Source organism: Polynucleobacter necessarius (assembly GCF_900095215.1).
GTDB classification, from domain to species: domain Bacteria; phylum Pseudomonadota; class Gammaproteobacteria; order Burkholderiales; family Burkholderiaceae; genus Polynucleobacter; species Polynucleobacter necessarius_H.
In genome coordinates this window covers 573,830-587,526 of sequence record NZ_LT606949.1, presented here as the reverse complement: position 1 = coordinate 587,526, position 13,697 = coordinate 573,830, and the positions used below count along the sequence as shown (strand labels likewise).

10 protein-coding genes and 4 pseudogenes are annotated in these 13,697 nt (G+C 46.5%); 1 reads left to right on the top strand and 13 read right to left on the bottom strand.

The features are described from left to right. Positions 1-31: 31 nt before the first annotated feature. Positions 32-457, bottom strand: a complete 426-nt coding sequence (gene ndk / locus DXE35_RS03260) for a nucleoside-diphosphate kinase (RefSeq protein WP_114689551.1) — start codon at positions 455-457, stop codon at positions 32-34. 255 nt (positions 458-712) lie between these two features. Between ndk and DXE35_RS03255 the strand changes: the two genes are divergently transcribed. Next, positions 713-1,414, top strand: a complete 702-nt coding sequence (locus tag DXE35_RS03255; protein WP_114690363.1) for a Bax inhibitor-1 family protein — start codon at positions 713-715, stop codon at positions 1,412-1,414. A gap of 83 nt (positions 1,415-1,497) precedes the next feature. Here DXE35_RS03255 and rlmD read toward each other — a convergent pair whose 3' ends face one another. From rlmD to DXE35_RS03205, 12 genes and pseudogenes are all read right to left on the bottom strand, one after another. After that, entirely contained in the window at positions 1,498-2,925 is a 1,428-nt protein-coding gene (gene rlmD / locus DXE35_RS03250; protein ID WP_114689550.1) for a 23S rRNA (uracil(1939)-C(5))-methyltransferase RlmD, read from the bottom strand. Next, positions 2,918-3,738, bottom strand: a pseudogene (locus tag DXE35_RS03245) (3'-5' exonuclease). The gene rlmD and the pseudogene DXE35_RS03245 overlap by 8 nt, the downstream one beginning before the upstream one ends. Positions 3,739-3,754: 16 nt before the next feature. Next, on the bottom strand, positions 3,755-4,534 hold the full coding sequence (locus tag DXE35_RS03240; RefSeq protein ID WP_114689549.1) for a peptidoglycan DD-metalloendopeptidase family protein: 780 nt from the start codon (positions 4,532-4,534) through the stop codon (positions 3,755-3,757). 36 nt (positions 4,535-4,570) lie between these two features. Next, positions 4,571-5,200: pseudogene (locus tag DXE35_RS03235) on the bottom strand (protein-L-isoaspartate(D-aspartate) O-methyltransferase); the annotation flags it as partial. Between the two features lie 29 nt (positions 5,201-5,229). Then, a complete protein-coding gene (surE, locus tag DXE35_RS03230) occupies positions 5,230-6,024 on the bottom strand; it encodes a 5'/3'-nucleotidase SurE (RefSeq protein ID WP_114689548.1) in 795 nt (264 codons plus the stop codon). 31 nt (positions 6,025-6,055) lie between these two features. Beyond that, positions 6,056-7,731: pseudogene (locus DXE35_RS10290) on the bottom strand (efflux RND transporter permease subunit). Further along, positions 7,716-9,125 (bottom strand): efflux RND transporter permease subunit, encoded by a 1,410-nt coding sequence (locus DXE35_RS10285; protein ID WP_231969981.1) that lies wholly within the window; start codon positions 9,123-9,125, stop codon positions 7,716-7,718. The pseudogene DXE35_RS10290 and the gene DXE35_RS10285 overlap by 16 nt, the downstream one beginning before the upstream one ends. Then, positions 9,126-10,091, bottom strand: a pseudogene (locus DXE35_RS10280) (efflux RND transporter periplasmic adaptor subunit). It lies immediately after the preceding gene. Between the two features lie 381 nt (positions 10,092-10,472). Then, complete coding sequence (locus DXE35_RS10275; RefSeq protein ID WP_231969980.1) at positions 10,473-11,027, bottom strand: TolC family protein; 555 nt, start codon at positions 11,025-11,027, stop codon at positions 10,473-10,475. Between the two features lie 23 nt (positions 11,028-11,050). Further along, positions 11,051-11,638: a TolC family protein gene (locus DXE35_RS10270; RefSeq protein ID WP_231969979.1), complete on the bottom strand. Its 588-nt coding sequence runs from the start codon at positions 11,636-11,638 to the stop codon at positions 11,051-11,053. Positions 11,639-11,707: 69 nt separating this feature from the next. Continuing rightward, complete coding sequence (locus tag DXE35_RS03210) at positions 11,708-11,962, bottom strand: hypothetical protein (protein WP_114689547.1); 255 nt, start codon at positions 11,960-11,962, stop codon at positions 11,708-11,710. Between the two features lie 196 nt (positions 11,963-12,158). Next, a complete protein-coding gene (locus DXE35_RS03205) occupies positions 12,159-13,580 on the bottom strand; it encodes a carbohydrate porin (protein WP_114689546.1) in 1,422 nt (473 codons plus the stop codon). Between the last annotated feature and the right edge of the window lie 117 nt (positions 13,581-13,697).

Below are 13,697 nucleotides of genomic sequence, written 5' to 3'. Positions count from 1 at the left end.
AGCAAATAGGTTGTTCGTTAGCAATCGTTGATTAACGATTGAAAACATTCATGCCAGGGAAGAAGAATGCAACTTCCACAGCAGCTGTTTCAGGAGCGTCAGAACCGTGCACAGCGTTTGCATCAATACTGTCAGCAAAGTCAGCGCGGATTGTGCCTTTTTCAGCCTTCTTAGGATCAGTAGCGCCCATCAGGTCACGATTCTTAGCAATAGCGCCTTCGCCTTGCAAAACTTGAATCATTACAGGACCGGAAATCATGAAGCTCACCAAGTCTTTGAAGAAAGGACGATCTTTGTGAACGCCATAGAACTGCTCAGCTTCATTTTGTGACAAATGCGTCATTCTGGAAGCAACAATCTTCAAACCAGCAGATTCGAAACGGTCATAGATTTTGCCGATAACGTTTTTAGCGACAGCATCAGGTTTGATGATAGAAAGCGTGCGTTCAATTGCCATTCAAGACTCCAATACAAATGTATTTTCTAGTTGGGGTTGATAAGCCACCCCACTCTAGCGACCCCCGAATTATACATTGCCTGACAGTATTTACCCCTATATAAGTAGGGCTAAGCCATTGAATTTACATGGCATAAGCCTCTAATTTGTAGGTCTTTTCCGTGGGGGCTTGAAATTAGGGTGTTTTGTCTATACTCTTAGTGTCAACAGCCCTTCATGGGCTCTTGTAATAACTATGAAAAAGAAGGAGTCAATATGAATGATCTGAACTCTTACCGCTTTGGCCAAACCGGCTCAATTAGCACCGTCCAGGTACGCAACCGCGTACTCCGCAATACCTATGCCCTATTGGCGCTCTCCATGGTGCCTACTGTCATTGGCGCCTGGCTTGGCGTTGCAATGGGCTTAGATCTATTCTCTGGCAGCCCTTTTATTGGATTTATGGTGTTTATGGCAGTTGCTTTTGGCTTCTTCTGGGCAATTGAGAAAAACAAAGACACTGGTGTAGGTGTTTTGCTGCTTTTGGGATTCACCTTCTTCATGGGCATCATGCTGTCCCGTTTGGTTGGCTTCACCCTCAACAGCTATAGCAATGGTGCTTCACTCATCATGCTGTCCTTTGGCGGCACAGCCGCAATTTTTGCCACTATGGCAACTATTGCTACTGTAAGCAAAAGTGATTTTGCCGGTATGGGCAAATGGCTCATGGTTGGCGTTCTGCTGTTAATCGTTGCCTCACTAGCAAACATCTGGTTGCAGTTACCCGCATTAATGTTGACTGTGATGGTGCTTGCCATCGCAATCTTCTCCGCCTTCATCTTGGTTGATGTGCAGCGCGTTATTAATGGTGGCGAGACTAACTACATCATGGCTACTTTGGCGATTTACTTAGATGTATACAACGTCTTCACCAACCTGCTTGCCCTTTTGGGTATTGTTGGTGGCAATAGAGATTAAGGAAAGCCTTACGTCTAATTATTGGGCGTGAAACTCTCCAAAGGCGCCTACGGGCGCCTTTTCCATCCTACCTATTTAGCCGACTACAAGCGATCAAAGACCGTCATTGACTCCACATGAGAGGTGTGGGGGAACATATTAATAATCCCGGCACTGCTCAGTTGGTAGCCCGCTTCATGACACAAGATTTCGACATCCCTTGCCAAGGTTGTTGGATTGCATGAGACATAGACTATCCGTTGTGGCAGCCAATCACTTTGCTGCACATTTAATTCTGCAAGCGCTTTACAAATTTCCATCGCCCATTCGCGTGGAGGATCCATGAGCCAGCGCTCCGCTTTACCCCAAAAAGCAACTGTTTCTGGCGTCACTTCAAATAAGTCGCTTCGCATAAAGCTGACTTTATCGACCAAACCATTATGGTGCGCATTCGCATTTGCACGAGTTGTCAAACTCTCAAGCCCTTCTATGCCTAAAACCTGTTTTGCTTTTCTGGCAAGCGGTAATGTGAAGTTACCAATGCCACAAAATAAATCCAGTACACGATCCGTTGACTGCACCTCCAATAATCGCATCGCCCTGCTTACCAAGGCGCGATTCATCATGTGATTGACCTGCGTAAAATCGGCAGGCTGAAACGGCATCTCAATTTCAAATTCAGGCAAGCGGTAACAAAGCTTGCCAAGCTCTGGGTAAAACGGCGCCACCGTCTCTATGCCCTTGGGTTGCAGCCATATCCAAGCTTGATGTCGATCAGCAAATGCTCGTAGCAGTCGCTCATCCTCACCTGTTAAAGGCTTGAGATTGCGACACACCAAAGCTGTGACTGGTCTTGAGTTATTAGGATCATCTGATTGCGGATCTGCTGGTTCGCCTACGGCAATTTCAATCTGCGGCATGCGATCAACGATAGACAAACCCATGACCAATTTACGCATCTCCGGCAAAAGATTGGAGATATGCCTGGGCAAAATTTCGCATGCCAACATATCAGCTACATAACCGCTCTTACCCTCATGAAAACCAATTAATACAGTTCCTTTTTTAATAGAGCGATTTACAGCGATTAATCGCGTGCGGTGACGATACTCCCAAGTAGGACAACCCATTGGGCGCAGAATTTCCCCAGGCTTTACTTTGGCAATATGCTGCAGGTCATCTTCCAGAACCCGTTGTTTGATCGCTACTTGCGCGCGAATATTCAAATGCTGCATAGTGCAGCCACCACATACACCAAATGCAGCGCATTTGGGTGCAGCTCTAAATACCGCAGGCTTAAGAATCTCACGCACTTTGGCTTTACTAAAGCGCGCCTTATCGCTGATGATGGTGTATCTGACTACCTCCGTTGGCAATGCGCCTTTAATAAAGATTACTTTGCCACTTTGCCCTTGAGAAAGCTCTTCTTCATTAGGCGCTAAACGGGCTATTCCCTGAGCATCGAGATCTAAAGCTTCAACTTGTATTGGCGCAGCCACTTCGATATTGACTGGCTTATCCCATCTACGCATCTGCTGAAAAACCTTGGAGATATTCTTGCCATTGACCGCTGTTAGGTTCTTTGGATTCTTTTTCTAAATATGCTTGTACAAATTGAATTTCCTCTTGATACTCTTCAAGAGAAAATCCACCGCGCAATAATTGAAAGCGGCAATACATCAGATAAGTATTGACAACATCAGTCTCACAGTAGCGACGAATATCATTAATTTTGCCGTCTTGGTAGGCTGGCCAGACTTGGCTACCGTACATGCCCATCTTGCCCGGAAAACCACAGAGCTTTACTAAGCCATCCAATGGCGCATTGGCGCGACCATTAAATTTAGCCAGCAGATCCATCATGTCCAAATGACGCATGTGGTAGCGACTAATGTAGTTATTCCACTTAAATTCTCGGCTATCGGCTTCTTGGCTCTCACCCATCTCCCAATAACGAGAAGCTTGCACATGATTGGCTAAGGCGCGATAGTGCAATACTGGTAAATCAAAGCCACTGCCATTCCATGAAACTAATTGAGGCGTATATTTTTCAACCAAATCAAAAAAGCTTGAACCAGGACCTTCTCATCATCCTGCGGTATTCCTAAGGTGCCCACTTTAATTTGCGGCAACCCTTCCTTCGTTGTCCTACGAATCACACAAGAGATGGCAACAATTTTTTGGAAGAATAAAGGAAGCAATTCACTACCGGTTTTGGCGGCACGATCAGACATAGCCTGAGCTGCCACTTCGGCATCGCCCATCGAATCCGGAAAATCTTCCAGGCGACGCAAACCCGCTACATCCGGACTGGTTTCAATATCAAATACGAGAACAGTCGCCATGCGTGTTTACTGCAACTTACTGCAAATACGGTGTTGGATTAACTGGTTTACCGTTGACGCGTAATTCAAAATGCAGCTTCGCTGAGGTGGCATCTGTATCACCAATCTCGGCAATCTTTTGCCCTTTTCGAACAGCATCACCCTCTTTTACCAAGAGCTTGCTGTTATGCGCGTAAGCAGTCAGATAGGTGTTGTCATGCTTCACAATCACGAGATTGCCATATCCACGTAAGCTATTGCCCGCGTACACCACTTTGCCATCTGATGCCGACAGAACAGGCTCCCCGACTTTGCCGGCGATATCAATTCCTTTGTTAGCTTCACTGAACTCACCTGTGATCTTACCTTTGACAGGCCAAGATAAGCGAATACCGGGTTCAGCAACAACTTCTGACTTTGCTGGTTCTGGAGTTGATGTCTGAGATTGGACTAGTGCCGGGGAGTCAGGCTTATCGGTTACCGCTTTCTTCTGAGCAACACGCGCAGGCTTGGTGTCACCCGGTGCTTTAATCAAAATTAAATCACCCACTGCAATCACATTGGGATTAAAGCTCGGATTGACTGCCTTATTCCACTGAGTGACATCACGTGGTGCCTGACCGTTATCCAAGGCAATGCGGGCTAAGGTATCGCCCCTTTTTACTCGATAGTAGCCAGGAGGAGCTGGCTTACTAGCAGCGCCAGTGCGATCAGTCACACTAGCGGGTTTAGTGCGAGGCGTAGAGCAACCCACTACCAACATCAAGGATGTGGTGATGAGCGCAATAAGAAAAGTCTTCAATAATGTCAGCGGCATCAAATTAGGTTCTGAATTGGAAATTCATCATAAATCTCATACTACCCCTGATTGTAAGGGGACAAAAAAGACCTCGTCCAGCACGGTTCTTCTTTGATAGCGCTGGGAACTCATTCTCTCCACCATCACCAGTTGCTGCTCTTTATCATTTTTCGCCACTGGTGCTACTAAGCGCCCCCACCAATCGACAACTGATCCAATAAAGCATCCGGAATTCCTAAACCTGCCGCAGCCAAAATAATTCCATCAAATGGAGCTGCTTTGGGAAAACCCAAAAATACCATCGCCATAAATCAGGCGGATATTATTAATCCGAAATGGGCGTAACTTTGCCCTAGCCATATCATGGAGAGGGCGAATGCGCTCAATAGAGTAAACCTCATCAGCTAGCAAACTCAGCACTGCTGCTTGATAGCCACAACCAGTCCCAATCTCTAACACCTTGCCAAGCTTGTGCTTTGGTTTATGGAGTAACTCAATCATACGCGCCACCACGGATGGCTTTGAAATGGTTTGTTCATGCCCAATGGGTAATGCGGTATCTTCATAAGCTTGCGTATGCAAACCCGCATCCATAAATGCATGTCTTGGAACGGTTGCAATTGCCTCTAGTGTTTTTCCGTGCTTGACACCACCAACGTGCACTTTTGCAGCTAGGGCCTGTCGATAGACGGCAAAGCGTTCGGTGGGAACCTTCAACCGCGATCCCAGCCATTTGCTCGCATCGCCGCTAAACGCGCATGATGCGTTAAATCCAACTGCATTGGTGTAATTGAAATACACCCCTCTGCAATCGCATGAAAGTCTGTGCCTTCAGAGCCCTCTTTTACATCCCCTGCGGCACCGATCCAGTAGATCTTTTCGCCACGCGGACTATCTTGCACCACCACTGGCTGTGAATGATGGCGATTACCCAAACGAGTAACGCGCCAGCGATAAAGATCCGCATAGGGACGATTCGGGATATTCACATTGAGTAATGTTGCTACACCATCAGCATGCTTTTTGCTTAAAGCAGAGACCAGCATCTGAGCCACTACATCATGCGCTGCTTTAGCGGCATCTTCAGCACGATTCCAACCGCGATCCGTTTGAGAGAAAGCAATGCCGGGCACCCCAAACATCACACCCTCAATCGCGGCAGCCACAGTGCCAGAGTAAAGCGTATCTTCCCCCATATTCTCACCCTGATTAATTCCAGAAATCACTAAATCGGGCTTCTCATCCAGAAAGCCTGTCATAGCAACGTGGACACAATCTGTAGGTGTGCCGTTGAGAAAGAAAAAGCCATCGCGCTCACCACCAGCTACTCGATGAATCGAGAGTGGTCTGGATAGAGTTAGGGAATTAGAGGCACCACTATGGTTTTGCTCGGGAGCGATTACTGTAATACGACCCAAAGGGCGCACGGCATTGACCAAAGCCAATAAGCCCGGAGCCAAATAGCCATCATCATTCGAAACCAGGATGTGGGGTTGACGGTTACTCATAACAGTTGATTACTTTCCCTTGTCTATCAAATTAAATATTGCTGGCCGGAGTTAACGCACGCGCTCTGAACCAGCCATAAATTACTGGCAATACTAGGAGCGTAAGAATGGTGGCAGTGACCATGCCACCCACAATAACGAGAGCTAAAGGACGTTTCGCCTCGGAACCAATTGAATGGGACAAGGCGGCAGGCAAAAGATCCACTCCAGAAAGGGCTGCCGTCATCAAAACAGGGCGAACTCGCAATGAAGCACCCTCCACCATCACATCTTTCATCTTACCATGCTCAGTGGCGGCAGTCTTATTAATAAAGGATATGAGCATGACGCCATCCTGAATCGCAATACTAAAGAATGATAAGAAACCAAAGAAGGTGAAGATGCTTAACGTTTCGCCAGCCAAGTGCGGCGCAATCACGCCACCAATTGCGGCAAAAGGCACATTGCTCATCACAACGAAGCGTCGCGGAAGTTACCAAACGCACTCACAAGTAACAAGAAAATTCCCAATAAAGCAAGCGGCACAATGAGCATCAACTTTTTCTGCGCTTGCTTCATCTGATTGAATTGACCATCCCAACTAATCGAATAGTTTGGTGGCAAAGTGATATTTTTCTCCACCAAGAACTGGGCATCTTCTACCGCGCTACCTAAGTCACGATTACGAACGCTAAACTTAATCGCGATGTAGCGCTTTCCTGCCTCACGGTAAATAAAGAATGGGCCATCCGTTAAACGAACCGTGGCAACCATCGACAAAGGTATCTTGGTGCCGTCCGGCGCATCAACCAATAAGTGCCCAATATCGGCGACATCGTTGCGACTGCCTGCATTTAGACGCACAGCAATGCCAAAGGTTTTTTCGTCCTCAAGCAAATTGGTTACCGCGGCTCCGCCAATTGCGTTAGTAACCACCGTCTGAATATCGTTCACATTGATGCCATAACGCGCAGCTCTATCGCGATCAATTTGAATATTCAGGGTTGGCTGACCTAATTCTTTGAGAATGCCCTCGTCAGCAACGCCACGCACCTGCTTTAGCTGATCAATTACTTCATGCGCTTTTTGGTCGAGCACATCTCAGTCTGTACCGTATATCTTGACGGAATTCTCACCCTTTACGCCAGATCAAGCTTCATTCACGTTATCTTGAATGTATTGCGAGAAACTATAGGTAATTCCCGGTAGCTTATTAAGCTCTGTTTCTAAATACACAATCAAATCCTTTTTAGTCGATCTGCTAGGCATCTTGTCAGGACTCTTTAGATAAAGGCCATACTCTTGATTAAATACACCGGTTGAATCAGTGCCATCATCAGGTCGACCGATCTGAGCGGCAACCTGATCGATCTCAGGTTGAGTCATAAAGGTTTCACGAAACTGATTGGCGATCTTGACGGAATAATCCAAATCCATTGTATTTGGGAGTGTTACTCGCAACCAAATATTATTCTCTTCTAGGGTTGGCAAGAAGGCTGTCCCTAAGCGAGTCATACTCAATAAGGTAATGCCCAACACAAAAACCGCTACGGAGAAAACTGTTAATGGGCGATCCATCCATCTTCTAAGTAAAGGTTTGTAACCATCCAAAAGCTTAGTAATAAAAGACGGTGGTTTGTGATGCAAGTTTTCACCAAAGACCAGTGAAATCATGGCTGACAAGAAAGTTAAGCTCAACACCATTGCAGCGATCAAAGCAAAACCCATGGTGAATGCCATCGGCTTAAAAATAATGCCATCAACACCGCCCATAAAGAATAGTAGGCAACGATGATGATGCCCGTGGAATAAATCATCGCGCGCTGCACTTCGCTCGTTGCCAAAATAATGCTCTGGTTGAGCCGCTTACCGCCCTCTTCCAGATGACGCATGACGTTCTCCGTCAAGATCACCGCAGAGTCGACAATGACACCGAAGCCAATTGCGCCTAAAGAAATCATGTTAGCCGGAACACTCCACAAGTGCATCTGAATAAAGGAGACACAAAGCGCTAAAGGAATCACCGCAGCCACTACGGCAGCCGACCGGATATTGCCTAAGAAGAAAAATAGAACCGCCAATACCAAGGAGATACCAAAGAATAAAGTGTGCTTAACAGTACCAATGGTGATAGCTAAAAGCACTTGGCGATCATAAAAAGGTGTTACTTCAATCCCTGGTGGCAAGACATGCTTATTGATATTTTCCACAGTGCTACGAACGCGGGCCAAGACTTCCGTAGCGTTCTCACAACGACGCAAATACACAATCCCTTCAACAGCATCAGGATTGTCATTGAACTGGAACATACCCAAACGTGGGGCATTGCCAATCTCTACGCGGGCAACATCTCCCACTCGAATCGGAACACCATTGTTCAGAGTGATAACCACCTGCTTAATGTCATCGATATTCTTTAATAAGCCAACTCCACGAACCACGAACTGCTGCTCACCACTGGGCAATAAGCCCCCACCCGTATTACTGTTGACGTTTGTGAGAGCTAAGATTAATTGATTGACCGATATGCCTTTAGCCTGCAAGCTTTCATGACTCACAATCACTTGATATTGGCGAACCTTTCCACCAAATGAAGATACGTCTGCTACACCAGGGGTTTGCTTGAGCTCTTTATAAATTTCATAGTTTTGCAAAGTCTTTAGCAAAGTGGATGAGACGTAATCAGAGCGCACCTCATAGCGCATGATCTCGCCAGTAGCATCTGAATCTGGACTGATGCTGGAGGTAACTCCCGGCGGAAAGCTAACATTTGATAAATTGCTAATGAAAACTTGACGCGCTTTGAAGGGGTCGACAGTGTCATTAAATGTCAGAGTTACAACGGAGAGGCCAAACAGCGATACTGAGCGGAAAGCTTGCAGACCTGGGATACCAGCTAAGGCATTCTCAACAGGAATGGTAACTTGCTGCTCGACTTCAGTGGTACTTCTCCCGGGCCATTGAGAAATTGCCTGAATAGTGAGTGGCGCAACGCCCGGGTAAGGCTGAATGGGGGGCTTACTCACGCTGAGCATGCACAAACCAAGCAACACAATAGAAGCAAAAATGACAAGCGCGGGCTTCTCAACTACCTCTCGAATAAAGGAGGTGAAAACGCTCACTTAGTCCTCCTGTTTAGCAAAGCGATCGTTTAACAAAACTGCACCTTCAGTCAACACTTGCCAGCCCTGCTCCACGCCCTCGGTAATCGCGAAACTCTTACTATTGAGGTCATACCTCTTCACAAGCACCCGAAAGAATGTTTCTGGGCCAACCTTAATGATCGCGTAACGATTTTCTCGAACCCTAACAATGACTGATTGCGGAACAACTACAGCATCCGCGTTACCAGTAGTTAATAAACCAGAAGCGTACATATCGGGACGCAATAAGTCGTCTGTATTTTCAACATCAGCACGAATTAGCAGTGCGCGAGTTTGCGGATCTATTGTCGGCGCGATGTAATTAGCGTAAGCAACAAACTCTTTTTCTGGGTAGGCCTCAAGATGCGAGACCATTTTTTGACCTTGCTTAATTAAGCGGAAATCTTGCTCGAAAACATTACCCAAGAACCAGAGTTGCTTTGGATCAGCCAATGTGGCAATAACGTCACCGGAATTAACCACGGCGCCAGGTTCAACGCCCCGCTTCACAACTACGCCCTTCAGAGGAGAGCGCATCACTCAATTACTAGTGGTTTTACCCGTAGTCTCTATGCTCTTAATATCACCCTCGCCCGCACCCAGATTACGCATACGGTTTGCGGCAGCCTGCTGAGTAATGCGAGCATCGCCAAGCAAGTCACTCATGGTTTTATTGGACTCAAGCACCTTAGCGGTTTTAGATGACAACAAGTACGCTTGCTGCGCTGAAAGAAATTCAGGGCTATACATCTCAACGATGGGTGATCCAATATCAACCTGAGCACCATCGAAAGCATAAATACGCGCTACTCGACCCGGCGCACGCGCTAAAAGCACTTTCGATTTTTCCGCGTTAAACGCCAAACGTCCCAGGACTTTAATGTTGACTGGAACCTGCACTTTTTCGGCCATCTGAAAAACATAAATTGCTGGATTGAGAGTCACACCATGAAGCTTTAGCTCCAAAATACCGCTGCTCTCCACCTTGAAGGCTTTATTGGAAGCTTCAATTTTTACCGCGCGATTAACATTGGCAAGACGGCACACAACAATGCCGACAGATAGAATGGCAAAAGCAAAGGTCGCCAGACGAACGCGATAACGATTTTGCGGAGTCAGATTCCAGTACAAACCAGCCAAACCAGTTGCGACCACTTTTGCATGATGAGCACCGTGATGCGCGCCCTTATGCAGAATTGGCTTTGCCTTATCGGACAGCTGCTTTAGAAACGAAAGAATTTTGTCTTTCAAAACTACTCCCGAAAAGGGCTCTTTACCCACTGAAACCAGTAATACCGCTTGAGCTTGCAATAGATTGCTTTCAGCCTAAGCCAAAGCAACGTCCAAGTTACGCAATTGTGTTTGTGCCGTCAATAGATCGTTAAAGCCTTGGCCATTGTTGGAGTACTGCGTCAAACCCACTTTATAAGCCGCATCCGCCTGCGGGACCTGACGATCTCTCAAAAACTGAGTTTGGTTCTTGTCCTGCTCATAAGCGGCATATGCGGTATTGACTGCCAACACGATTTGCTGGCGATTAGATATGTTACCCGCTTCAGCCGCAGCCTGATTGCGCTGCGCTTGTTCTACGCCATACTTCTCTTTAGTCAAGAAAGACAGGGGAATAATTAGATCAAGTTCAAATTGATAGAACAATGCGCCATTGTTTGCGGAAAAAGGGCCGCGCGGTGTGTAGGATGAACCAATGATTTGGAAGTCCGGGAAATAGGCCTTCTTTGCGAGATCAACGCCTTTACGCGCTGCATCCAATTGCAAAGCAGAACACTTTAGAGATGGATGACTGGTTTCCGCATCATCTTCCAACTCAATTAATGTGGGAACGCCATTCATGGCGCGACGCACATCACCACGCAATACCAACTTTTCACGAGAATGGCGGCCAACTAACTAAAAATGTTTTTTAACGCAACATCAAGTTGACGTTCCACATTAAACTGATCTGCTTGGGCTGCATTTTGCGCTAGCTGAGCGTTCAAGTATTCAACATAAGCCGCAGCATTATTGGCATAACGGGCTTTAGCCACATTCTTAATCATCTCCAAACGAATAACTGACTCTTTAAGTACCTGCAATTGCTTTTGTGATGAGAGTGCGCTGTAGTGCAGAGTGGAGAGTTGAGCGTCAATCTGCAGGTAAGTGGATTCAGCACTTGCCAACAAAGCTTCAGCATTGGTATCAGCGATATCCGCAGCAAGACTCTTCTTCCCAGGGAACTGAAACGGCTGCGCTACTGAAATGGAGTTATTACTACTAATCCCACCGCTGCCAGGATTGTTGGGGGAAGGCGCGTTTGCGCCGCCTAATGCAAATGGTGAATTTACAGGCATGCCAGACCAGACTAACCCAACCTGTGGATTGGCTGGCGCGGCAATCTGAGGAACGGTTGCCTTTGCGGACAAGTAAGATTCGCGCAATGAAGACAGTTGCGGATTATTAATCTTGAGTTCACTCCAAAGCTGGCGCAAATCCATTTCTATTGGTCCAGATGACGCAGGTTTGGCGTTAATCTTTGGAGTATTCGCCTTGGTTACTGGCGCAAATCATTCTGATGCTTTGGAGCTAGAAGACACCTTTGGATCTTGTGTGCCTAACTGCGCAGCAATTGATGGTGGCGCAGCCAAGGAAGTATCGCCAGACTGAACGGTCACACTTGCCGTGGCACTCTCGATAGAAGACTGTGCAAGCACTAAAACAGAAAAAGTAGAGGCGCCAATAACAAAAGCAGCCAGCGCAAATGGCGTGAAGCTTTTGAGCGGTATTACAACCCTAGTTTTGTTTTTGCCGAGAATGAACAAATGCGGCTGCCTCTAAATCAAGAAAATGCTGTTTTTATAGCCCCGGATGCGGATTTAGATCCAATCTATACCCATTTCTGAGGATTTTAAGGATTATAGGGGACAAAAGTCAACAGTCGAATATTTCACAATATATAAGTCATTGATTATAAAGATAATAATGATGGCTACATTGTGTCTATGGTCAGCAAACCCCTTAACACTCTGCATGGATCCTAAAAGACAGGATATTTACAGGGCCACGGGCCGAGTTATAGGCTGGATTGTTGATGTGCTGAAAGTTCAAACCCGCCAACACATTCTTGAAAACCATTGCGTTGTAATACACCTCGCCAATTCGTTCAGGGCGATAAGCAATCGTCCGGCCTGGACCGGCATAGTCGCCAATAAAGTAAGACACCCCACCCGCTTGCAAATAATTTTTACGATAGCTTGATAGGCCGTTTTGCATCATAGAGATACCGATAGCGTCATCCCGACGACTCCAACTCGCCCAATTGAGACCCGCGCCTATCGACATAGAATTATCTGCCTCAGTAAAGGACATGATTTCGGTGTGACCATCAGAAGTAAAGGCGCGCCCATAAATACCGAGATCTTTAGTTAATGCTTGTTCGTCATTAATACCGATACCGGTTTTGTATTGGTAGTTGGTGCGCACATTATTGATTGCCTGTGTACCCTGCGCATTATTAGCAATGACATAATTCGTTGCGTCTTGAAAGCGCGCCAACATCATCCGGTTTCGATAAGCACGCACGCTTACCTTGCCTGGTAAATCGGCAATTTTATGCTGGCGCTCAACTTCAAATTGATCACCATAGGTATTGAAAATTTGCCAATTTAAATCGCGGCCATTTGGTAGCTTTGGCGCAAGCATGCGGGAAGCCCTCATGACCCAATTTCCAAGATACCACTCGCCCGCTAAGCCAGTGCTGTAGCCACGCGCATCGGCTGCATAGTCATATGCCAGATAGGTCATATTGCCCCAGTTCATAAACTGAATGCGTGGATCTGTAGCGTATTTACTGTCGTCAAAAATATCCAAGGTAGAAAACTGTCCCGCAGTAATAACCACACGATTACTACTAACCGTTTTGGTAATTTGATTGGCGTCATTTTCAAGCAAAACCTTATCGCCCTGTTGATTAATTGTTTGACGCAGAAATGCTCTCGCAGCATAAAAATTAGCCTGCGCACCATTCGCTTTTGTGGCTTCACCGTTGGTAAATCCATCCAAACCAGAGAGATCAGAAAAAGGTACACCCGACACTACCTCGGGATTGAAATACACATCAGTATTTGGAGATAGGCGCGCGCCTAAAAATAAAGTTCCAGACCAGGTGTAGCTCATTGACTTCAATGCAGACAGACTATTTTCGTCAGAGTAACCAGAGGTGAAATTGTTGTAACGCTGATTGACGTAAGTTATTTGACCGTGAACATTCACAGGCGGACAGAAAAGCGCCCCTTCGGTTGGCAACCAGGAAATGTCATCAGCGAAACTCGAAATTTGATCGGCGCCAGATCCTGCTCTCTGCGCAAAAGCGGAGGCAGCAAAAAAGCGCAAATGATGCTCAACAGGAGGAATGGATAAATCTTCTTGCGGGTCATTCACAATTTCTAATTGGGATGCCAGTGCAATGCAATAGCAACATGCCGAAGGAAAAACGAGGCAAACACAGCTTGAGATTGAAGCCAAAGGGTGGTGCAGACCAAATTATCCCCAAAAAGA

Excerpts from the sequence above, each read along its gene's own strand:
- ndk (WP_114689551.1), bottom strand. The coding sequence starts at position 457 with ATGGCAATTGAACGCACGCTTTCTATCATCAAACCTGATGCTGTCGCT.
- DXE35_RS03255 (WP_114690363.1), top strand. The coding sequence starts at position 713 with ATGAATGATCTGAACTCTTACCGCTTTGGCCAAACCGGCTCAATTAGC.
- rlmD (WP_114689550.1), bottom strand. The coding sequence starts at position 2,925 with ATGCGTAGATGGGATAAGCCAGTCAATATCGAAGTGGCTGCGCCAATA.
- DXE35_RS03240 (WP_114689549.1), bottom strand. The coding sequence starts at position 4,534 with ATGCCGCTGACATTATTGAAGACTTTTCTTATTGCGCTCATCACCACA.
- surE (WP_114689548.1), bottom strand. The coding sequence starts at position 6,024 with ATGAGTAACCGTCAACCCCACATCCTGGTTTCGAATGATGATGGCTAT.
- DXE35_RS10270 (WP_231969979.1), bottom strand. The coding sequence starts at position 11,638 with ATGGATTTGCGCCAGCTTTGGAGTGAACTCAAGATTAATAATCCGCAA.